Here is a 23,854-nt window from a genome sequence, read left to right on the forward strand (position 1 = left end):
GGAAACACGGCTGTCCCATCTAAAAATGTATTAGCCAAGATAATATGTTACAATCATTTCACGCTATCGTTTTGTGAATCCATCAATGGACAGAATTATTATTAAAGGTGCAAAAACGCATAACCTTAAAAATATAGATTTAGAAATTCCACGTGATAAATTAACAGTGATTACAGGTCTAAGCGGCTCGGGAAAGTCTTCTTTGGCGTTTGATACTTTATATGCTGAGGGGCAGCGCCGTTATGTTGAGTCTCTTTCAAGTTATGCCAGACAATTTCTATCTTTAATGGATAAGCCTGAAATTGAGCATATAGAAGGTTTATCACCTGCAATTTCAATAGAGCAGAAAACAACTTCACATAATCCGCGTTCAACTGTTGGAACGGTAACGGAAATTTATGATTATTTAAGAGTTTTGTTTGCACGTATTGGTGAGCCAAGATGTCCCAATCATAAGGTTGAACTAAAGGCACAAACGATTAGCCAGATGGTGGATCATACTTTAGCATTAGATGATGAAACTAAGCTTATGATTGTTTCACCTGTTATTGTGGATAAAAAGGGAGAACACATTCAATTAATGGAAAAGCTTTATGCTGAAGGTTATTTGCGTGCCAGAATCAATGGTGAAGTCTATGAACTAAGTGATCCACCTCAACTTGATCGTTATAAAAAGCATACGATTGAAGTTGTGATCGATCGATTTAAACCACAAGCTAAACATCAGCAGCGCTTAGCAGAGTCATTTGAAACGGCTTTAGATTTATCTGGGGGCATTGCTAAGCTTGTTTTTTTAGAGGGTAAGCAACAAGATGTCATTTTTTCTTCTAAACATGCATGTCCATATTGTAATTATTCCTTAAAAGAGTTGGCTCCTCGCATTTTTTCATTTAATAGCCCTATAGGTGCCTGCCCAGACTGTGATGGTTTGGGGACAAAGGCCTATTTTGATGTCGAGAAAATTATTGTTGACGATTCTCTTAGTTTGAGCAATGGTGCAATTTACGGTTGGGATAAGCGGAATGGTTACTATTTCGCTCAATTAAAGTCTCTAGCTGAGCATTTTGGGTTTTCGATGGATACTCCTTATCAGCAGTTTACAGCAGAACAAAAAGCACTGATATTGCATGGCTCGGGTAAAACGAGTATCGATATTTATTTTAAAAGTACAGGTGGGCGAGAATACCATGCACAAAAACCATTTGAAGGTGTTTTAGCCCACTTTGAACGTCGTTATAAAGAAACCGATTCAAGTATGATCCGTGAAGAGTTAAGTAAACTTATGAGTAATTTAGCTTGTCCTTCCTGTCATGAAACACGCCTTAATGAAGGTGCCAGAAATGTATTTATCAACAATAAAAACATAGCGGATTTAACCGCACTTTCAATAAAAGATGGAGTAAGATGGTTAAATAACCTTGAGTTGTCTGGACAAAAGCAACTCATTGCAGAGCGTCTATTAAAAGAGATATTGGCACGCTTAGGTTTTTTAGCTAATGTCGGTTTGGATTATTTAAGTTTATCTCGTCAAGCGGACACTTTATCGGGAGGGGAGGCACAGCGTATTCGATTGGCAAGTCAGATTGGTGCAGGTTTAGTTGGAGTGATGTATATTCTTGATGAGCCTTCAATTGGGCTACATCAGCGTGATAACCAAAAGCTTTTGGATACGCTCCATCACCTGCGTGATTTAGGCAATACCGTAATTGTTGTGGAGCATGATGAGGATGCAATTAAGCAAGCTGATCATATTATTGATATAGGACCTGGTGCAGGCATTCATGGTGGTCAGATCGTTGCTGAAGGTAGACTTACTGATATTGTGAATAATAAAGCCTCTTTAACGGGAGATTATTTATCTGGGCGTAAAAAAATTATGTCCAATAGTCAGCCACTTAAGCCTAAAAAAAATCATTACATTGAAATCATAGGTGCCAGAGGAAACAATTTGCAAAACGTGCATTTAAAGATTCCTATTGGGCTGTTAACGTGTGTAACTGGAGTGTCAGGCTCGGGGAAGTCAACTTTGATTAACCGCACACTTTATCCATTAGCTGCAAAGTTGTTAAATCGTAATAACACAATTACCCCTCAGAGCTATGATAGTCACAAAGGCTTTAATCAGTTGGATAAGGTGATTGATATTGACCAAAGTCCAATTGGTCGCACCCCACGTTCAAATCCTGCAACTTACACTGGTGTATTTACTCCAATACGTGAGCTCTTTACTGCGACTACTGAATCACGCTCACGTGGTTATCAGGTGGGACGCTTTAGCTTTAATGTTAGAGGTGGACGCTGTGAAGCTTGTCAGGGTGACGGTGTAATTAAGGTTGAAATGCACTTTTTACCTGATGTTTATGTGCCGTGTGATGTATGTCAAGGAAAACGTTATAATCGTGAAACATTAGAGATTCAATATAAGGGCAAAAATATTAGTGAAGTGCTGAATATGAGTATTGAAGAGGCATTGGAGTTTTTTAGTGCCGTGCCACAGATTAAACGTAGATTGCAAACACTGATGGATGTTGGTTTGTCCTATGTTACGCTTGGTCAAAATGCAACAACACTTTCAGGTGGTGAAGCACAGCGAGTGAAACTTGCAAAAGAGTTATCAAAAACAGCAACAGGACAAACCTTATATATATTAGATGAACCCACAACAGGGCTACATTTTCATGATATTCAGCAACTCTTAACAGTGATCATGCGTTTAAAAGAGCAAGGTAATACGATTGTGATTATTGAACATAATTTGGATGTTATTAAAGTAGCAGATTGGATTATTGATTTAGGGCCAGAAGGGGGTGACGGTGGAGGTCAAATTATTGCCGAAGGTCCACCAAAAGAAGTTACTAAAATAGAAAACTCATATACGGGTAAGTTTTTAAAAAATCGCATTTAGAGCCTGGAGAATGATCCATACAGAAATACCTGTCGAAATGTAAAACACACTAGAAACAAAAACCTGACTTTTTTTAAACTTACATAGTAAGTGGTCAATACAAGCACCTAAAATAAATGAATATGTTACGAAGGTTACTGTGCGATCTATTATTAATAATACTTGGTAAGTGAAATTTATTTCAATGCCTGTTGAGTCGTGGTGAATAATTAAAAGGCAAGTAGAGCTTAAAAAAAGAAAAATAAGTAACACAATAGATATCTGGATTTTAGTGTTTTTACTTCTTGCGATATAACATATCGCAATTGTTAAGACTAAATTAATCGGTGTAATCTTAATCAATAACATGAAGTTGAAATATTCAATATGATTTAAGAAATATAAAAGTTTGATCTTATCAAGTAGTATTGAAGTAAGCGTGATTGTTATACTAATAATAATCAACACTAAAAGCATTTTAGCATGGCGCATGAGGTGAAAAACATTAATAAAAAGATGATCAGTAAAACTGTGAAACGAACTTCGTTTTTGTGCTTGCATTTTGCTTAAGAAAAGTAGCACAGCAGCTAATGTGATAAAACCTAAGCACAATAAAAGAAAATATTGCTCAATAGTATAATAGTGATTGTTATATGTCCATTTTAAAAATGAGGTAAGTAATGTGGTATTGAGTGCGTATGTTGTTGTAATCACTAAAAAACGATACCTGTGTGGTGCTAAACTCCAAAGATTAAGGGAGATAATAATAAAAATAATATTAGTTAATGACATAGCAATGATAGAAGCAGTGAGGCTAATAAAGTTAAACTTGAAATATAACACCACAATCGATGCAAACTGCAATACAATACAGATAAAAACCAAACGCTTATGATTAAATGTTCGTGAAAAAATATTTAAAAAAGGCAATAGGAAAAAACCCACCGAAAACAAACTAATCAGTAAAAAATGATAAGTAGAAATATAGAGGCTTAAATTGTAATACACATCATGTAAAGCAATGTTTTGAATAATGTAAGATGAATAAAGTATGAAGGCAATAACCAAGCTTGCCAAACAAGTCATCAGTAAAATCAAGTTTAACCACAAATATTTAGAGAATGATGCGGACATTTAATCCCCCGTGTGACGCATTAGTTATTTCAATTTTCCCTTGATGAATATCAATGATCTCCTTTGTAATAGCAAGACCAAGTCCATTTCCTTTTTTAGCTGAGGAGCCTGTATAAAAAGGAGCAAAAACCTTTTTAATTTCAGTTTCTGGAATGCCTGGCCCATTGTCCAATATATCAATGATAAGCAATGTTTTTTTTTGATTTATTAGATTGGATAAGGATTGTAGCTGTAAAGTAATTATGACTTCACTTCCATGTTTTAAACCATTGTTCACAATGTTGTTAATCGCGCGTTTGAATGCGGGTTTTTTTAGCTCAAGCTCAATATCATCATTTGTTTTATTAATCAAACGTACGTTTTTTTGGCTATCAAGGTATTCACAAACAAGTTCATCAAAAAAATCACAAATATTCGTTAATTCAAACTGAATCCCAGAAAGCCAATTTTCTTTAGAGAATAAAACAAGATCATCCAACATATTATTAATTTCTTGAATATCTTTTTGATCTTTTGTGGAAAGCTCATTGTGCTCTTGCAGTCGTCTAGCTTGAATGCGTGTTAAAGGTGTACGAATATCATGACAGGTCATTGCTAACAGTTTGTTTTGATAGGTCAGTACATGGTTGATACGATTTTGCATAAAGTTAAATGTATCTGCTACTTCTTGAGTGAAAATATTATTTTTCATTTGCAATGGAGCGGCATGTAACCTTAAGCCCATATCTTGCGCAAAGCGTTGGAACTCAAAAAATGGAATACTCCATTTAATTTGGATAAAAAATATAAAGATAAATAAAAACAATACAACGACAACTATGCCAAACACCATACTAACTGGTGTATTGAGCTGGAATTTCGAATAATAAATGATATTAAGCCAAGTTCCATTTGCATTAAGATAGCTTTCACAGCGATGAATGGGTTTTTCTACTTTAAGTAAAAGTGATGCAATGTCAACCTCTGTACAAGAAGGTGTCTTAGAGTAAAAAGCAAAACGATCATGAATATGGGCATCGTCAATATTTTGTAAATTAGATAAGTCAAAAAAGCTTAAAGTTGACATTTCATTGCTTTGAGTAGGATCATAGTTTTTAATTTTTGCTGACCGCTGGTATTGTGCACCAGTATATACATAGTAGGAAGTAGCAAGAAACTGTATGCTGATAAGAAACATGGCACAGGTAAGTCCAATATGAAATGCTTTTTTCTGGCTGCGAATGACTTTGCGTAGGTCAATATTCATGGCAGCTCACATCAAATAAATAACCTGAACCTTTTACCGTTTGAATATAACTAAAATTGGATTTATCTACATCTAACATCTTCCTTAAACGGCTGATACGAATATCAATAGTACGGTCAAACTCCTCAAAAGGACGTTTTAATAAAGCCTCGAAGGTTTGCTCACGAGAAACCACTTCACCATGATGCTGATATAGATACTCAAACAACTCGTATACTGCCGGTGTAAATTTGACTTCCTCTCCGTCCTTATAAGTGATGGTGCGTTTGTTGGGTGAGATCTTCCAGTCTTTGCTTTCAATTGCGCCATGATTGGTACCACTTGTGCATCCTCCACGTCGCCTTAGTACCGTTTTGACGCGAACCAATACTTCACGTGGATTAAACGGTTTACTAATATAGTCATCAGCACCTACCTCCAACCCTAAAATACGATCAAATGCCTCTCCTGCTGCCGAGAGAAAAATAACAGGGACGCTAGACTTTTTGCGTAATGCGCGACAAAGTTCCAAACCATCAATTTTAGGCATCATAACATCCAGAATCACTAAGGAGAAATCATGCTTATTAAACTCATCCAAAAGTACATGACCATCTTCAAAGGTAATTATTTCAAAATGATTTTGAGCAAGATAACTTGCTAAGCCTTCACGAATATCTTTTTCATCGTCAATAATAGCAATTTTATCCATAATCAAGAGTAGAATGTGTAATTATGTCTTAAGTGTAGTGAGTTTTTCTTAGATGTAAATATAGACATAATTAGGTATGAGAAATCGTTATTATCATTTAATCAAAAGTTGTCTGTAGCAAGCCGGTATAAAAAGGAGACTAAAAATGGGTTTGCATACCTTAATTTCTATTGTGATTGTTACGTTCTCAAAGGCAAAAAAGCGGATCACGTTAAAATTATAGGTGCACAATCAACGAACTTTATTGCTGAAAGCGTTATCTAAGGTCAAATACAGATATAGACATAAACAATATTGCTACTAAACTGCTCTTTATATTGTTTTAAAAGCAAAGCCTTAAAGTGACGTATCTCTTGTGTTTGAATGGTTGGCGGCATTTTAAGACGTAAATCCACAAACAAAAAACGTCCAGATTGTGTGATTTTTATATCGTGGATATTGAAGTTTTGTGAGTTACAAGCAGTTTCGACAACTTCAATAATTTGTGCCTTAAGTACAGGTTCAGGCGAAGCATCTAGTAGATTCAATCCAGCTTCTTTGATGAGTTTAAAGGGTTTAATGGTAATAATAACTCCCATTGCAATGGCGATAATGGGATCAATATAAATGGCGATATCACTTAGTCCAAAGAAGATGAGTATAATAGCTAAAGCTAATGAAATATCAACTGATGCACTAAGTAAGGCATCTGCTTTCCATAGTTCGGCATCAACATGAAGAATTTTAGAACCCGTTTTTCTTGCAGAACTACGTACGAAAAAGTACATGATCGTACATATAATTGTGCCAGTAATAGATGAAGCAAAAGCAAATACGTAGTTCGGGGTAACAGCATGGGTTAAGAGATTGATAATAGCCATAATAATGACGCTTGAGGCAACCATTAAAATAAAACCTGCTTGTAATAGAACAAAGACTGGCTCCAATCGATAGTAGCCATAAGGATAGCGTTTATTGGCAGGTTGATTAATTTTTTTGACAATATAGAGCGAGGCGGCATAAATCAAAAGCGTGATAACCGAGTAGCCGACATCGAGTAAGACTGTCAAAGACTGTGCAAAATAGACAATAATAATGCTAAATAGTACATAACCAATAGATAGGATAAAGTTAACTTGGAGCGTTTTTGCTTCAATTTGTTGTTTGTTATAAGACGTAGACATGTTGTTTACCTAAAATGTTTTATCAATTTAAATAATGAGCAATTTTAGTGGTTAAGTGTAAGTTTCAGTCGAGTGGTTACAGAACATGTCAACAACTCGAGATAAAAATCACCTTGAATAATAAAACGCTAAGGATGTTTAAGTAGGTAAACAATCGTTGAAAATTTGTAGCTGTTATTTGCTTCGATATTTTTCATGATTTGCGGTAATTGAAATTTTTATGGCTCCCCGAGACGGACTTGAACCGCCGACCCAGTGATTAACAGTCACTTGCTCTACCGACTGAGCTATCGGGGATTGCCTTAACAGAAGGAAATTCTATAGGTGATGTGTTTTAGAGTCAATAGCTTTTTTTCAAAAAAATGCTTTCTTTAAAAAATCGCGCAAATGTTGTAAATACAAGGATTAAGCGTGTTAATATATGAGCAATTTAGCCTATTGAACAGTCAAGTACTAACCTACAAAATGAATGGCAAGCCAAATAACGGGTGGATTGTTAGAAGTATAACTTACCCAGTGTTTAGTATTTTGAGGAATAAGTAATGAATCTCCTGTATTCAATTGATAAGTCATATCATGCATTATGATCTGTGCTTGACCTTGCAATACAAATACCAATTCATTGTTACTTTGGAGATAAGGTTGATTATGAGGTGTGGTTTGACCATATGAAACAATGCGTTCAACTTTTAAATTGGGCGTTTTGGTAATGATTTCAAATATTTCGTCCTTTGATCTTTTGGGAATGGTAAATAGGTTCATTGTGGCAATCGTCCTTTTTGTGTTAAATAGCGATCTAATTCAGCTGCAAAAGCGTGATTATTGTGTTGTGAAAACGCTTTGGTCTTGGTTTCAATAAGACCTGCATCTCGGAGTTCAGTGAAGAAGTTACGCATCGATAGTGCTTGACTGATATTAGAGGTGGTATATTTTTTCCCATGCGGGGTAATTACAATTGCTCCTTTATCAATAACAGATTTTGCAAGCGGAATGTCAGCGGTGATAACTAAGTCATTTTGTTGAACATGGTTGCTAATATATTTATCAGCAACGTCAAATCCTTTATCTACACATCGTGATTTAATAAAGGGAGAACTTTGATGTATTAGTGGTTGATTGGCAACAAAAATACAGGTGACTTTGCGTTTATGTGCGGCTTTATATAGAATTTCTTTTATCGCTTTTGGGCAGGCATCTGCATCAATGTAAATGTTCATGAAAGGTTAAATTAAATCATACTTTCAATTTAGGAGCGCTATGATGGAGGTATGTAATTCCGATAATGGAATACTTACTTGATTTTGCTCCTTACGCAAAAATTTTATGGTGCAGTTATTACTTTTGATTTCATCTTCGGCGATGATAAGCGCTAGTGTAGCGTTGGACTTATCTGCTTTTTTAAATTGTGATTTAAAACTACCGAATGTAGTATTTAACTCGATAATAAGGTCCGAGTGTGCTTTACGTAATTGCTCAACTATGAGCATTGCACCAAAAATGGATTGCTCATCAGAGATTACATAAATATCTGTGACGTCAGGTGAGGGTGGAAATAAGTTTAATGTTTCAAGTAAAAGAATAATTCGTTCAATTCCCATTGCAAAACCAACCGCGGGGGTTTGTGGTCCATTTAAATCACTAACAAGCGTATTATAGCGCCCACCTGCGCAAATTGTACCTTGTGCGCCAAGCTTATCGGTGATCCATTCAAACACTGTGTGCGAGTAATAGTCAATGCCACGTACTAAACGAGAAGTGACTTTAATGGGGATACCAAGGTTTTTTAAATAATGAACAAGGTGGATAAACTCAGCTTGGATATCCTTATCGATAAAATCGTTTAAATTAGGTGCATTGTTTAACAGCTTTTGAGTATGTTCATTTTTGCTATCGAGTATTCTTAGTGGATTTTTAGTAAGTCTACGTTGACTATCTTGATCTAGTTGCTCTTTTAATGGTGTTAAATAATCAACAAGTGCGTTAACGTATTGTATTCGATTTTCGGTAGTTCCAAGATTGTTAAGTTCCAGTGTAACGTGTCGATTTAAGCCTAAAGCCTGCCATAGTTGCCAAATTAAACTTAAAAGCTCTGCATCTTGAGAGATGCTGTCAGCTCCATAGACTTCAACACCCAGTTGATAAAATTGACGATAACGACCTTTTTGTGGACGCTCATAGCGAAACATGGGACCATTGTACCATACCTTTTGTATTTGATTACGTAAAAGTCCATGTTCAATCATGGCTCTCACACAACCAGCAGTACCTTCAGGACGTAAGGTAAGTGCTTCATCATTTCTATCAGTAAAGTCATAGGTTTCTTTTTCAACAATATCTGTTCCAGAACCTATCCCCCGGTGAAACAATTCACTTTTTTCCACAATAGGTAAGCGAATTTCTTGATAGCCATATTGTTGTAATGAGTTCTTAACTATATTTTCAAAGTAGTGCCATTTGTGAATTTCGCTTGGCAAAATATCGTTCATGCCGCGAACAGCTTGGATTTTAGACATCGATGTGACCTTCTTCTCATTTATTTAAGTATGTCAGCTATGAGATGATATTGTATTTTAGTTGGTTCTAGATGGGAAGATGTGGTGTCTTTAAAGGCAAATGATTTTGTACCACTTAAGCATAGTTTTGCAATGAGTGTTGATATATCAGTTTCATCGCTTCAATATTACCTAAAACAGCAACTTTGTTTAACCAATAGAAGGCCTCTTTTAAGTTTGTTTTTGTATGGTATGGCTGATCTTCTGATAAATAAGAGCGACCTAAAAGAAACATTGACTCTGTGTTTCCAAGTTTAGCGGACTCAACTAAATAATCAAAAGCTTTTTGAGGCTGATTCTTTTCTTTATAAATCAGTGCTAGTGAACGATAAACGCTTGCTCGATAGTCTCTTGGTTGAACAAGGTTTTTTTCATCTAAGAATTTATCAAAATATTTAATTGCAGTGTCATAATTTTGCTTAACAGCAATGCCATAGGTGTAATAGGTGCCAAGGAAAAACGGTGAGGTTGGGCAACCGTTATTATACAGTTTTGTAAATGCAGGTACTGATTTAGCATACTCCCCGTGTTTGAATAGTGCATAAGCATCATTATATGCTTTAGAGACACAGGCATGCGCTAGTTGAAACCCCAAGCCTGCTAAAAGCACACCTGTTGTAATTAGTATTCTGCTTTTATTAATATAATATTTAGCCATGTGATTTCTCCTAATTGTAACGTGAAGCTGCATTAAAGCAAACAATTGCTATGGATGCAATGGTCTGATGCGATGAATACTGTTATGAGTATGAGGGTTGTTCATGCACTAGAAAACATTGGTGATTAAATACTGCAAAATAATTCACGACTGGCACGTTTTGACTTACTTAACTTTCTTTGCCGCTAATGGTGAAAGTAAAAACGCAGTGGTGATGCCAATAAAAACTGATAGTCCAAAGTAATGAATGGCGGGCGTTTGGCTAAAGGCTAATAAGCCAAATGACAAAATAGTGGTAATGGCAGATAGGGTAACGGCAAGCATGGTGCTATTTATTGTTGATTTTGTTTCGGCAAAAAATAATACGTAGTCTACAGCAATGCCAAGTACGAGAATTAATGCTAAAACGTTAAATAAAGTCATGGGGATATAAAACAATCCAAGTGTGGCAATGCTCAATAGCACTGCTGTGGTGGGCGGTAAGAAATAACAAAACGCTTTTTTAAAGCTTTTATAGCGTATCAATAGCAGTAAAAATAAGGCGATAAATACACTGAAAAATAAAACACTAATATATTGTCTATAGGTTTTAAATACATTGGAGATATCATCTGCTTTGTTGACGAAAGTTGCAAATGGAAATGCTTGACAAATATTTTTTATCATTTTCACATCAAGTTTTTGTGATAATAACACAACAGAGGCATATTCAGGTGGATTGCCTGGTGCTTGCTGACCTAACCATAAAAATCGTAACTTTTGCGACACGGTAGAGTGTAACCAATCATCAATGGTTAATGGTTTAAATTGAATATCTAAAAGTGACTTCTGGATAGCATGTGCTTTTATCTCGTCTACGCCAATTTGAGCAAAGAAGTTTAATAGCCGATATTGAATGAAATATTTTCTCACTAGATCGTAATTCTCTTTTTGTATTTCTATATCTGGTAGATATTCACTAATGGCAATAACAGGTTCGCTTATAGTAGTATTTTTACGTTTGATGACTTCAATTAAAGCATGCTCATGCTGAATTACCTCATTGGAGGAACGACCCGTAACAATAATGAAATTGGTTCCTACGTCACTGCCAATAATTGATTTTATTTGTTGTTCATTTTGTTTTAATGAAATGGGTGTTGATTCTAAAATGCGAATATCGTCATTTATTTGAAGACGTATGATGCCAATCACAGCAATTATAATGATTGCAGTATAGATAAGCATGATTTTTTGAATTGAAAGGCTTTGCCAAAACTTAAGGTAGTAATTGGCAACTGTGCTAATAATGGGAATCGTGCTGTGCTTTTTAGGTTTCAACAAGTATGGGAATAATGCCACAACCGTTAAATACGACATAAATAAACCGCTAATAGCAAAAACAGCCAGTTGTCGTAATCCTGGGAAAGGGGCAACAGCAATAATAAGATAAGCGATGACAATGTTAATAAGACCAAGCGTAATTCCTGAAAAGATACGTTTTAAACCTTGTTTTGGCCGCCAGGCTTTGCCGCCGTAAAGTTGATCAGCGTAGTAGAAAAAGGCATAGTCAACAGAGATACCAATAAGGCTTGCTCCAAAAACCAAAGTGAATAAAAATACTTTACCAAAAACTAAATAAGTAATAACAAAGGCAAAAACAAATCCCATTGCACTTGAGAAAAGTGTTAAAAGCAAGGGCGATAAAGAGCGAAAACTCACAAGTACAAGAAGTATAATGCCAATTAATGAGCCAATACCAATAATTGATACATCATGTCTGGCACTATCTGTGCCTGCTTTGGCATAAAAAATCATACCCGTCATCAGATAACTTGTATTGGGTAATTGAGCGCTGATTTCTTGTTTTATTTGAGTCAACAGGGCAGTGATGTTGCTTTGATTTGTTAGTGAAAAACTATCATCTTTGAGCGTGGCATTGATCATAGTGTACCAAATACCATCGTTTTTACTCATTAAATGATTATCATGTAAATCAAGGAGATTAGATGGTTTGGGTAATGAAAAAATATAGTTTTGAAATAGTGAGAAAGGATCGTTTTCTAAGAGTTTGGAACTTGTAATACCAATCGGATTGTATAGGTTAAATAAGGCTTTATTTTCAATCTCATCAAAGCCTTGATCTTTAATGAGTCTAAGTTCACTGGCGGATAAAAGCGATAATCGATAAGGAAAGTAAAAGCTTGCCCAAGCTTGTTGTTCATCATTATTTACCCCATTAATAATACTTTCAAAATAGCCAGAGTGTTTGAGTTGTAAGGTAAATAGATCGGAAGCCGCAAGCGATTTTTGTTGATCTGGATTGCCAATTAAAACAATAATTTGTTTTCCCATGTTATTAGCAAAGCCTTCTGCTGCCTGTTGAGTCGTACCAGATTGATCAGTCCCAGGTAGAAGGGAAAGTATATTGGTATTAATCGGTAGCCCGCATGCAACTAAAACAATGAAGCCAATAAGACCAGAAATACTTAAAATTAGCCATAGCCAAAGTCGATATAAAAAATGAGGTTGCTCGTGCTTTTGTTTCAAGTAAGGCATTTATTTATTGTTTTTATCAGTGAAGTTTTACCATTATGTCATTAAATAGAGTAAAAGACAGTCCCTGTATTGGTCGTAAAATATTTTGAATATAATAAACGGCGTTTATAACTGAAGAGAGATAGATCTAGATAAATTGCTTTAATCTTACTAACATACGTAGCCAAATGACGTGATAAGGAGATAAGCTTGGCTAACGTAAAAGCAAAATTTGGTAAAGTTGCTGTTTTGTATGGCGGGGACTCAGCGGAGCGTGAAGTGTCTTTGCGTTCAGGCATAGCAGTAATAGAAGCTTTGCAAAATCAAGGTGTTGATGTGGTAGCAATTGATGCAACAGGGCATAAATTAGTCAATATATTGACCGAACAAAACGTTGATCGTTGCTTGATTATGCTGCATGGGGGTGATGGTGAAGATGGGCATGTTCAAGCTTTGTTGCATGAGCTTGATATCCCTTATACTGGGTCAAACACCTTGGGTTGCGCTCTAGCAATGGACAAAATGCGAGCCAAAAAGCTATGGCAGGCAGAAGGATTCCCCACTCCCAAGGCAAAGATTATTGATCATAAGATTAATGTGAATGGGTTAAATTATCCTTTGGCGATCAAACCAGTGGCACAAGGTTCAAGCGTTGGAACACATCGTGTAAATCAACAAAGTGAGCTTAAAGCAGCTTATCTAGATGCTGCTCAATATGGTGAGGTTATGGCAGAGGAATGGATTATCGGCAAAGAGCTGACAGTATCAATTGTCGATAATATCGCTTTACCTTCTATTTGGATTGAACCTAAGCTTGAGTTCTATAACTACGAAGCAAAATATACAAAATCTGCGGGGACCCGCTACCATTGCCCAAGTGGTATTTCTAAAATCCTAGAAGATGAAATCAAAGTGCTCGCATTAAAAGCTTTTGTTGCCTTGGGTTGTAGTGGCTGGGGGCGAGTTGATTTCATGCTATCACCTGATAATCAGCTTTATTTGATTGAAGCCAATACTGTACCAGGAATGACTAACTTAAGCTTAGTGCCACAAGCCGCAAAACAGTATGGTTGGAGCTTTGAAATGTTGGTATTGAAGATCCTTGAGAGCTCGTTATGAGGTTACGCTTATATTTTAAGCTTTTCTGTTTTATTGTCATTATAGTTGGAGTCGTGTTAGGCTTTGATTTCGTGTTTAAACAATATGGTGCGCATTTACAGCAAGTCAATGTTCTTGCTAAAGGTGAGCTAGGTTATATATCTAAAGTACAGATCATCGACTTAATAAAGCCTTTTCAAAAGGATACTTGGTGGATGTTGAGTGTTAAGGAGATTGAGACAACCCTGCGATCTTATCCTGGGATAAAAAATATTAAGGTACAAAAAAAGTGGCCAAATGAGCTGTTGATTGAATTAACAGAGTATAAAGCGCAAGCTTATTGGAACACGTCAAAACAAATTTTATTAGAAAATAATGAGATAATTACGCCTAAATACTTGTCAGAAACACTCAGTTTGCCGACTTTTAATGGTGATCCAGGGGATATCCCGCTGATTGTAGATAGGTATCAAAAGTTGCAAGACATCTCAAAAGCGCATCAACGTGTGATTAAGCAAATACTTTATCAGGGTAATCAATGGAAAGTTGTTTTAGACAATGAGGTAAATGTTTGGTTGGGCAGTAAAAATATAGAAAATAAATTTAAACAGTTGTTGGAAAATTATCAAAATATAGCCATACCTGAGTCACAAAAAATTGAATCAATTGATATGCGTTATCAAAACGGGTTTGCGGTTAGGTTTGTAAAACCAATTGAAAATAAAAAAATAGATTAAAAAAATACACGATTACCATATAAGCAAGATTCAGTTTTACCGAATTTATGTTACATTATACGGCAGTTTATTTTTGAATCTTGCAAAATGCCAAAATGAAAATGAGTATTTAGATTATGTCTGAGGTCGTGGAAAAGAAAATATTGTGTGCCATTGATATCGGAACATCGAAAGTTGTTGCTTTGGTGGCTGAGGTAAATGAAGATGTAGAGCTTAATATCATTGGTATTGGAACTCAGCCTTCAAAAGGGCTTAAGAAAGGTGTTATCGTTAATATTGATGCAACGGTTAAAGCTATTCAAAAAGCAGTGCAAGAAGCTGAAGATGTATGCGGATTTAGCATAAAATCAGCGTATATTGGTATCGCAGGTAGCCATATTCGTAGTTTTGATTCACATGGTGTTGTTGCTATTGAAAACGCTGAAGTATCACAACGTGATTTAGATCGTGTAATTGAATCCGCAAAAGCAGTACCCATGCCAGCAGATCAAGAAATACTACATATTTTGTATCAGGACTTCATGATTGATAATCATAATGGAATTAAAGAACCACTTGGTATGTCTGGTGTACGCTTAGAAGCGAAAGTACATATGGTAACGGCATCCTCTAGTGCAGTGCAAAATATTAAAAAATGTGTCAATCGTTGTGGTATCAAAGTGCAAGATATTGTGCTTGAGCAACTAGCTTCTAGTTATTCGGTATTAACTGACGATGAAAAAGAGTTAGGTGTGTGTTTAGTCGATATTGGTGCAGGTACCACGGATGTCGCCGTTTTTGTTGAAGGTGCCATTAAACATACATCAGTCATTCCAATTGCAGGTAGTCAAATTACCAGTGATATTGCACATGCTTTAAGGGTTGCAACAGATACGGCCGAGCGTATTAAAGTGCAATATGGTTCGGCGATGAGTAATCTCGTTAAATCAGATGATGCAATTGAAATTCCAGGGTTAGCAGATCGTTTGGCTAGGCGTGTGCCATTGCAAACATTAGCCGGTGTAATTGAAGCGCGTACGGAAGAGCTATTTGGTTTGATTTATGAATCCCTCGATAAGAATAATTTATTAGAATTGATCTCAGCAGGGCTTGTGTTAACGGGGGGGGCTGCCAAGATGAAAGGCATTGCGCAATTGGCAGAAGAAATTTTTAAAGTGCCAGTACGTATAGGTGGTCCCACAAATATAACAGGAGTGCAGGATGTGTTACATAATCCCGTGCATTCGACTGGCGTTGGTTTACTTATGTATAGTCATATCCAAGCAGAGGAAGGGCAAGTTGCGTATGATGACAGCTCAGAAAATGGCGGTGTATGGCATAAAATGAAAGGTTGGTTTGGTAAACATTTTTAATTTTTAGATATTGAATATTGTTATAATTTAAAGGAGCAAATAATGTTTAAAATTTCAGAGTCGCTAACAGATAACGCAGTGATTAAAGTGATTGGCGTTGGCGGCGGCGGTGGTAACGCAGTTGAGCATATGTTATCGCAAAACATAGAAGGTGTCGAATTTATCTGTGCTAACACTGATTCACAGGCTTTGAAGAATTCAAGTGCACGCAATGTGATCCAAATAGGCAGTGAGCTTACGAAAGGTTTAGGAGCTGGTGCAAACCCAGAGGTAGGTAAGCGTGCAGCACAAGAAGATCGTGCACGTATTCAGCAAGCATTAGACGGTGCAGATATGGTATTTATTACCGCCGGAATGGGTGGTGGCACGGGAACTGGTGCGGCTCCTGTTATAGCAGAAGTAGCTAAAGAAATGGGTATTCTAACTGTTGCAGTTGTGACTAAGCCTTTCCCATTTGAGGGGCGCCGCAGGATGCAATTAGCAGAATATGGTATCAGTGAATTATCTCAAAGTGTTGATTCATTAATTACTATTCCCAATTCAAAATTACTAAGTGTATTAGGGAAAAATATTAGTTTATTAGATGCTTTTAAAGCCGCAAATGGCGTGTTGCAAGGAGCAGTACAAGGTATAGCCGAGCTTATCACGCGCCCAGGACTCATCAACGTTGACTTTGCAGATGTTAGAACCGTGATGTCAGCAATGGGCGTTGCAATGATGGGAACAGCAACGGCAATTGGTGAAAATCGTGCTCGTGAAGCAGCAGAAGCAGCGGTAGCAAGTCCATTGTTGGAAGATGTAAATTTGGCGGGGGCAAAAGGTGTGCTTGTTAATATCACAGCTGGTATGGATATGTCGATTGGTGAGTTTGAGGAAGTTGGAGATGTGATTAAGGCATTTACTTCAGATCAGGCAACAGTTGTTGTTGGTACAGTAATCGACACTGAGATGTCAGATGAGTTGCGCGTCACAATCGTAGTAACTGGTCTTGAAACAAGTGATAAAACATCTTTTGTCAGTAGTGGAGCATCCGGGATGCATAGATCAGCAAGTCCGTATTCACGTCAAAGTGTGTCATTCTCACAAGCATCTAAAGGACACGTTGATAATGTTGTAACAAGCTCAAATACATTAAGACGTCAAGCTCCATCGGCAGAAGCAACACCAACATCAGAAAAAGAGCAAAAGCTTTCAGCTGATTCAGATAACGAATATTTAGATATTCCAACCTTTTTGCGTCGCAAAGCGGATTAAGTTTTTAAAGTACCCAATGTTAGATTTGTCATTACGTTCTACTTTTATGGTTTTAGTTTGAAAGCTACTAACTACTTTCTTACCTCTGTGCACGATGATTTTTTAATTTAAGTAGTTCCTGAATTGGTTTTTGTCAAAACTGACTAACATATTCTTCCCCATGTACAGAACTTTCTTATGAAAAAGCATCGTCCACATAGAAAGGATACGTTATCATAAGAGATCTTTTTTCAAAAAAGTAAACATTATGTCAGATAAAAAAATTGTCCTTGTTGATGGCTCGTCTTACCTCTTTCGTGCTTTTCATGCCTTACCACAACTCACCAATAGCCTAGGCGAGCCCACAGGTGCGATATTTGGTGTAATCAATATGCTTAAAAAATTACCTGAGCAATTACAAACAGATTATATTGCAGTTGTATTTGATGCTAAAGGTAAAAACTTTCGCCATGGTTTATATCCAGAATATAAAGCTAATCGTAAAGCAATGGCAGATGAGTTACGTGCTCAAATTTCGCCCGTATATGAATTAGTCGAAAAATTGGGCTTTCCACTTATTATTGTGGAGGGTGTTGAGGCGGATGATGTAATTGGCACACTTGCGAAGCGATTTGCACAAGAAAGTTACGAGGTTATTATCTCAACTGGTGATAAGGATATGGCACAACTTGTCGATCTACATATTACGCTTATGGATACGATGAAAAATGAAACGACTGATATAAATAAAGTCGTTGAAAAGTTTGGTGTCAAACCCAATCAAATCATTGACTATCTGGCGCTAGTGGGTGACGTTTCTGATAATATTCCAGGTATCCCCAAAGTCGGTCCTAAAACAGCAGTTAAATGGTTGCAGGAATACCATGATATTGGTGGCGTGATTGCTAATGCTGATAAATTGGTGGGAAAAGTCGGTGAAAATTTGCGTGCGAACTTAAATTTGTTACCATTATCTTATAAGCTTGCGACGATTAAATGTGACCTTGATTTACCTTATACAGCTTATGATATACAGCGTAAAGCACCTGATATTCATTACCTTAGAACAGCTTTTCAGCACTATGAATTTAAGGGGTGGTTGCGTGAGTTAGATAAGTATGAGGCAGATGATAACATCCAACACAACACAAGTATAGAAAAGCCATCAAAATTAGATTATAAAATTATTCTGGACCTGACTCAATTTGATGTATTGTGTGAAAATCTTGAAAAGGCAAACTTATTTGCTTTTGATACAGAAACAGATTCACTTGATACTTTTAATGCCCGTCTTGTTGGAATTTCTTTTTCATTAAAGTCGTATCATGGCGTTTATATTCCACTTTTGCATGATTATGAAGGTGTGCCAAAACAACTAGACTTTAATGATGTTATAGCGAGATTAAAGCCAATTTTAGAAAACGATAAAATTGAAAAGATTGCCCAGAATGCAAAGTTTGACCTTAAGGTGTTAGCCAATGTTGGAATAACGGTTAAAGGTGTGAAATATGACACAATGCTTGAGTCTTATGTATTAAATAGTTTAGCAACGCGTCATGATATGGATTCATTAGCAAAACATTATTTACACTATACGACCATGAGTTTTGAGGATGTAGCGGGAAAAGGGAAGAAGCAGTTTACCTTTAATCAAATTGATATTGCTAAGGCTGGTTTTTATGCTGCTGAAGACGCTGATATTACATATCGTTTACATGAAGTATTATGGTCCTTATTACAACAAACTGAAAGCTTGAAAAAACTGTATTTAGAAGAAGAGCTTCCTGTAAGCTTTGTTATCGATCATATGGAACGCACGGGAGTTAAAATAGATATCAAGCTTTTGCATGATCAAAGTCAGTTATTAAGTGTCAAGATTGCTCAGCTTGAAGAGGCGTGTATAGCATATGCGGGTACTCAGTTTAATTTATCTTCGCCTAAACAGTTACGAGAAATTCTATATGATAAAATGGATCTACCTGTACTGAAAAAAACGCCAACAGGAGAAGCCTCAACGGCTGAAGATGCGCTGCAAGAATTAGCTCAGATTTATGAGTTTCCAAAGCTCATCATTGAGCATCGCCATTTAACTAAACTCAAAACGACTTATACCGATAAGCTACCTTTAATGGTTAATGCTAAAACTGGACGAGTACACACTTCGTACCAGCAAGCAATAACTAGTACAGGAAGGCTATCGTCAACTGATCCTAACTTACAAAATATTCCAATTCGTTCACAAGTAGGACGTGAGATTCGCCAAGCTTTTATTGCAGAAAAAGGTTATAAAATTGTCGCAGCTGATTACTCTCAAGTTGAGCTTAGAATCATGGCACATCTCTCACAAGATCTAAACTTATTAAAAGCTTTTCAACAAGGCTTGGATATTCACCAAGCAACGGCTGCAGAAACGCTGGGGATTAAGCCTGAACAAGTCACTGCTGAACAACGTCGTCAAGCAAAAGCCATAAACTTTGGTCTAATTTATGGTATGGGATCATTTGGTTTAGCCAAACAATTGGGTATTCCAAGAGGAGAGGCACAAGCGTATATTGACGTTTATTTCTCACGTTATCCTGGAGTGAAACGCTATATGGATGAGACCAAGGAGTATGCTTTACAACATGGTTTTGTTGAAACCATATTTGGTAGACGCTTATATTTACCAGACATTCATTCTAGGAATATGGCAAAAAAACGTGGGGCAGAACGTGTGGCAATTAATGCACCAATGCAGGGATCAGCGGCAGATATTATTAAGCGAGCAATGATTTTAATTGATAAGTGGATAGTAACAAACAAGATAGACACTAAAATGCTAATGCAAGTGCATGATGAGCTTGTTTTTGAGGTCAAAGAAGAAAAAATAGCAGATGTGACAAAAGAAATTAAACAATTTATGGAATCAGCTGCACTGTTACGTGTGCCATTAATCGTTGACGTTGGCGTTGGTAGCAATTGGGATGAAGCACATTAGCAACTTTACAAGTTTAAACGTGGTTTTTAGGCTTTAACTACATAATAGAGAGGCTTTAAAATTATTCAAAACTTTATCCTTGAAATAATGATTTAAATACCCACTTGTTTGCGGTTGAAATTTGAAATAAAACAAACCCAAAGAGGAGTTTATATGTCTGAAAAGCAAGTTTATGATTTTCAAACCGAAGTCAAACAATTATTACAGTTAGTGATTCATTCACTTTATTCAAATCGTGAAATCTTCTTAAGAGAGCTTATCTCAAATGCCTCAGATGCAGCAGAAAAATTGCGCTTTGAAGCATTACACAATGCTGATATTTTTGAAAATGACATTGATCTTAAAGTCAAAATAGCTTTCAATAAAGAGGCTAAAACAATCAAAATCACAGATAATGGAATTGGGTTATCGCGTGAAGAGGCTATTGAACATTTGGGTACGATTGCTAAGTCTGGGACGAAAAAATTTTTAGAAGCTTTAACAGGAGATCAAAGTAAAGATTCTCAATTGATTGGTCAATTTGGTGTGGGCTTTTATTCTGCTTATATCGTTGCTGACAAAGTTACTGTAAATTCTCGTAAAGCAGGCTTAAATGCAAATCAAGCGGTCTGCTGGGAATCTAAAGCGGATGGTTCATTTACAGTTGAGGATATTACTAAAGATAAAAGAGGTACGGAAATCATCCTTCATTTAAAAGAAGGTGAAGATGATTTATTAGATGATTGGAAATTACGCCAAATCGTCAAGAAGTATTCTGATCATATTTCTTTACCTATCCAAATGCTAAAAACAGAATATGATGAAGAAGGTAAAGCTAAAGAGACAGAAGAATGGGAAACCATTAACAAAGCAAAAGCATTGTGGATACGCTCAAAAGCGGATATTTCCGATGAAGATTACAAAGAGTTTTATAAGCATATTTCGCATGACTTTACTGACCCACTGATTTGGTCACATAATAAAGTAGAAGGAAATCTTGAATATATTAGCTTATTGTACTTGCCAGAGCGTGTGCCATTTGATTTATGGGATCGTGAGCGTAAATCAGGTTTGCACCTTTATGTTCAGCGTGTATTTATCATGGAAAATGAACAGTTACTACCGTCTTATTTACGTTTTGTGAAAGGTGTAATTGACTCCAATGACTTACCATTAAATATTTCTCGTGAAATTTTACAGCATAATAAAGTGATTGATAAGATTAAAAAAGCAACGACAAAGAAAGTGCTTGATATGCTATCGAAAATGGTAGAAGAAGATAAAGAAAAATATGCAAAATTCTGGAAAGCATTTGGTCAAGTGTTGAAAGAAGGACCTGCTGAAGACTATGAAAATAGAGAAAAAATAGCAAGTTTATTGCGTTTTGCATCAACACATAAAGATACATCTGAGCAAGATGTGTCATTGGCAGATTATGTCTCACGTATGCAAGAAAACCAAAAGTATATCTATTATGTCACGGCAGAAAGCTTTAATGCTGCAAAAAATAACCCGCAATTAGAGGTTTTTCGTAAGAAAGGCATTGAAGTGTTGTTATTAAGTGATCGTGTTGATGAGTGGATGACTTCGCATTTAAGTGAATTTGATGGTAAGACGCTTAAATCTGTTGCCAAAGGCGATTTAGACTTGGGTGAGTTAGATTCAGAAGAAGACAAAAAGCATCAACAAGATACACAAAAAGCGTTTGAAAGCATAATTAAACAGATGAAAGAAGTGCTCAAAGACAAAGTAGAAGACGTTCGCATTTCTAAGCGCTTAACAAACTCACCAAGTTGTATCGTCGTTAATGATTATGGCATGAGCATGCATTTACAAAAAATGATGGCAGATGCAGGACAAACGATGATGCCAGGTATGGGGGGCAAACCAATTTTAGAAATCAACTCTGAACATCAGTTGGTTAAGCATTTACAAGATGAACAAGACGATGCTCAGTTTGCAGATTGGACAAACCTTTTATATCAACAAGCACTTCTTGTAGAAGGTGCTCAGCTTGAAGATCCAGCAAGTTTTGTTGGGCTTGTGAATAAGTATCTTTGTGCTTAATTTTAGAATAATCAAAAATCAGAAATATTGCAGCAATAAGCTCTATTTCTAGATTCCTTAACTTGCTCTTAAATATTAAAAATAACCACTAATCATATCAATGGCTATGATGGGTTATTCATCATGATGCATTTAAAGAATGTGGCACTAACTGACGTTAAGACTCTCGCAAACTTTAGCTAATATGTTGAGTTTACGTTTGGCATCAACGGCATAGTCATTGCTTTTATCCCACGCATAGCCTGCCAAAATTGAACAAATCTTTGCTTTTATTTCAGGTGGTTGAGTTTTGCTATAAATGATTTTTTGCAGATCCCCATTATACCACGCACGAACATAACATTTAAAGGTGCTCACCCCTTGCTGTAATGGTTTTGCAAATTCAGTTTGCCAATCAACAGTTTGATTACTTAATGCTTTATCTAATGCATTTGCAGCAAGAACAGCTGATTTTAAAGCAATCGTAACACCTGATGAAAAAATGGGATCCAAAAACTCTCCTGCGTTGCCAAGTAAGGCATAACCATGCCCATACAGTGATGTTACATCTTGAGCATAACCAGTAATGTTGCGCACGGGTGTTGTAAACTGAACGTTACTTAATATACGCTTAAGGTTGGGTGCTAGCTGAAGTAAAGCAAGTAATTGTTGTTCATTTGATAAACTTTCATTTCCAAGTAAACCAGGTTCCCCAACCACGCCGATGGAATATTTTTTATTGGATAAAGGAATTAACCAAAACCAGATGTCTTGCTGTTGTGGGTGGGTGGTGATTAAAATTTTATTTTGATCGAACAGTGATTGATCAACAGAAGTGTGGATATGTGTAAAAATAGATTTGCGCGGTGGAAATTCACTTGGTCGATTAAGATTTAACAGGTTAGGAAGAGTGCGCGAAAAGCCGCTAGCATCAAGGATAAACTTTGTTTGATAGGTATGACTGTTATAATTGGTATCAACAGCTTTAAGTTGATGAATATTGTCACCAAAAGCGACTTCAGTTACACGTTGTTGGTAGTGAATTTCTACGCCATAATTTTGAGCTTTGTCAGCCAATAGTTTATCAAAAGTAGCCCGCTCAACTTGAAATGTAGTATTAAATCCAGGGCATGATTTTTGGCCAAAATCAAAATCAGTATATGTATCTTTATGACAAAATGCAGCGCCATTTTTAAACTGGAACCCAGCATTTTCAACCACGTCTAGGAGATTAGCATTTTGTAGGAATTCCATTGCTTGTGGTAATAGGCTTTCACCAATTGAAAAGCGTGGAAATTGTGAGGATTCGATAATGGCTACACGATAGCCTTTTTGCGCTAAAATAGATGCAGCAACCGTACCTGAGGGACCTGCGCCAATAATAAACACATCATAGAAAGTTGAGTGCATATGTTAAGAGCATTTTGGATAAGTGCAGTTAATGTAACGGATAAGAAAGTATTGATCTATAATTATTTCGTAAAAAGAATACTTTTGTACTTTTCTTTTTTTTTGTCATCAGTTATCTTGTTCTTGCAGGCTCTTGCTTGTATCGAAAATAATACCCATTTAATAAAACAGTAAGGG

Annotated in this window: 17 protein-coding genes and 1 tRNA gene; 7 read left to right on the top strand and 11 right to left on the bottom strand. The window is 36.3% G+C overall.

Annotation, left to right across the window (positions count from 1 at the left end):
• Window positions 1-85 precede the first annotated feature (85 nt).
• Complete coding sequence (gene uvrA, locus DNJ77_RS04295) at window positions 86-2,905, top strand: excinuclease ABC subunit UvrA (RefSeq protein WP_116963769.1); 2,820 nt, start codon at window positions 86-88, stop codon at window positions 2,903-2,905.
• Here uvrA and DNJ77_RS04300 read toward each other — a convergent pair.
• The 10 genes from DNJ77_RS04300 to DNJ77_RS04345 all read right to left on the bottom strand — a co-directional run bounded on the left by DNJ77_RS04300 (window position 2,888) and on the right by DNJ77_RS04345 (window position 12,866).
• A complete protein-coding gene (locus tag DNJ77_RS04300; RefSeq protein ID WP_116963770.1) occupies window positions 2,888-4,018 on the bottom strand; it encodes a hypothetical protein in 1,131 nt (376 codons plus the stop codon). The genes uvrA and DNJ77_RS04300 overlap by 18 nt on opposite strands.
• Window positions 3,999-5,264 carry a sensor histidine kinase gene (locus DNJ77_RS04305; protein ID WP_116963771.1) on the bottom strand — a complete coding sequence of 422 codons (1,266 nt, stop codon included), beginning with the start codon at window positions 5,262-5,264 and terminating at the stop codon, window positions 3,999-4,001. The genes DNJ77_RS04300 and DNJ77_RS04305 overlap by 20 nt, the downstream gene beginning before the upstream one ends.
• Window positions 5,254-5,955, bottom strand: coding sequence for a response regulator transcription factor (locus DNJ77_RS04310; RefSeq protein WP_116963772.1), 702 nt, complete (start codon window positions 5,953-5,955; stop codon window positions 5,254-5,256). The genes DNJ77_RS04305 and DNJ77_RS04310 overlap by 11 nt, the downstream gene beginning before the upstream one ends.
• Before the next feature lie 266 nt (window positions 5,956-6,221).
• Window positions 6,222-7,118 (bottom strand): cation diffusion facilitator family transporter, encoded by an 897-nt coding sequence (locus DNJ77_RS04315; RefSeq protein WP_116963773.1) that lies wholly within the window; start codon window positions 7,116-7,118, stop codon window positions 6,222-6,224.
• 221 nt (window positions 7,119-7,339) lie between these two features.
• Window positions 7,340-7,415, bottom strand: a tRNA-Asn gene (locus tag DNJ77_RS04320).
• A 156-nt stretch (window positions 7,416-7,571) separates the two neighbouring features.
• On the bottom strand, window positions 7,572-7,880 hold the full coding sequence (locus DNJ77_RS04325) for a cupin domain-containing protein (protein ID WP_116963774.1): 309 nt from the start codon (window positions 7,878-7,880) through the stop codon (window positions 7,572-7,574).
• Window positions 7,877-8,335 (bottom strand): YaiI/YqxD family protein, encoded by a 459-nt coding sequence (locus DNJ77_RS04330; protein ID WP_116963775.1) that lies wholly within the window; start codon window positions 8,333-8,335, stop codon window positions 7,877-7,879. The genes DNJ77_RS04325 and DNJ77_RS04330 overlap by 4 nt, the downstream gene beginning before the upstream one ends.
• A gap of 24 nt (window positions 8,336-8,359) precedes the next feature.
• Window positions 8,360-9,631 carry a histidine--tRNA ligase gene (hisS, locus tag DNJ77_RS04335; protein ID WP_116963776.1) on the bottom strand — a complete coding sequence of 424 codons (1,272 nt, stop codon included), beginning with the start codon at window positions 9,629-9,631 and terminating at the stop codon, window positions 8,360-8,362.
• A gap of 115 nt (window positions 9,632-9,746) precedes the next feature.
• Complete coding sequence (locus DNJ77_RS04340) at window positions 9,747-10,328, bottom strand: tetratricopeptide repeat protein (protein ID WP_116963777.1); 582 nt, start codon at window positions 10,326-10,328, stop codon at window positions 9,747-9,749.
• Between the two features lie 165 nt (window positions 10,329-10,493).
• Window positions 10,494-12,866 carry an MMPL family transporter gene (locus DNJ77_RS04345; protein WP_116963778.1) on the bottom strand — a complete coding sequence of 791 codons (2,373 nt, stop codon included), beginning with the start codon at window positions 12,864-12,866 and terminating at the stop codon, window positions 10,494-10,496.
• 189 nt (window positions 12,867-13,055) lie between these two features.
• On the opposite strand from DNJ77_RS04345, the gene DNJ77_RS04350 reads away from it, so the two are divergent.
• The 6 genes from DNJ77_RS04350 to htpG all read left to right on the top strand — a co-directional run bounded on the left by DNJ77_RS04350 (window position 13,056) and on the right by htpG (window position 22,288).
• Complete coding sequence (locus tag DNJ77_RS04350) at window positions 13,056-13,964, top strand: D-alanine--D-alanine ligase (RefSeq protein ID WP_116963779.1); 909 nt, start codon at window positions 13,056-13,058, stop codon at window positions 13,962-13,964.
• Complete coding sequence (locus DNJ77_RS04355) at window positions 13,961-14,680, top strand: cell division protein FtsQ/DivIB (protein ID WP_116963780.1); 720 nt, start codon at window positions 13,961-13,963, stop codon at window positions 14,678-14,680. Before DNJ77_RS04350 ends, DNJ77_RS04355 begins: the two co-directional genes overlap by 4 nt.
• 116 nt (window positions 14,681-14,796) lie before the next feature.
• Window positions 14,797-16,032, top strand: a complete 1,236-nt coding sequence (gene ftsA, locus DNJ77_RS04360; protein ID WP_116963781.1) for a cell division protein FtsA — start codon at window positions 14,797-14,799, stop codon at window positions 16,030-16,032.
• 42 nt (window positions 16,033-16,074) lie between these two features.
• Complete coding sequence (gene ftsZ / locus DNJ77_RS04365; protein WP_116963782.1) at window positions 16,075-17,286, top strand: cell division protein FtsZ; 1,212 nt, start codon at window positions 16,075-16,077, stop codon at window positions 17,284-17,286.
• Between the two features lie 247 nt (window positions 17,287-17,533).
• On the top strand, window positions 17,534-20,242 hold the full coding sequence (polA, locus tag DNJ77_RS04370) for a DNA polymerase I (protein ID WP_116963783.1): 2,709 nt from the start codon (window positions 17,534-17,536) through the stop codon (window positions 20,240-20,242).
• A 153-nt stretch (window positions 20,243-20,395) separates the two neighbouring features.
• A complete protein-coding gene (htpG, locus tag DNJ77_RS04375; protein WP_116963784.1) occupies window positions 20,396-22,288 on the top strand; it encodes a molecular chaperone HtpG in 1,893 nt (630 codons plus the stop codon).
• 147 nt (window positions 22,289-22,435) lie between these two features.
• Here the strand turns inward: htpG and DNJ77_RS04380 are convergent, their stop codons facing one another.
• Window positions 22,436-23,677, bottom strand: a complete 1,242-nt coding sequence (locus DNJ77_RS04380) for an NAD(P)/FAD-dependent oxidoreductase (protein ID WP_116963785.1) — start codon at window positions 23,675-23,677, stop codon at window positions 22,436-22,438.
• Between the last annotated feature and the right edge of the window lie 177 nt (window positions 23,678-23,854).

It is taken from the genome of Fastidiosibacter lacustris (assembly GCF_003428155.1).
In the GTDB taxonomy this organism is placed as follows: Bacteria; Pseudomonadota; Gammaproteobacteria; order Francisellales; family Francisellaceae; genus Caedibacter; species Caedibacter lacustris.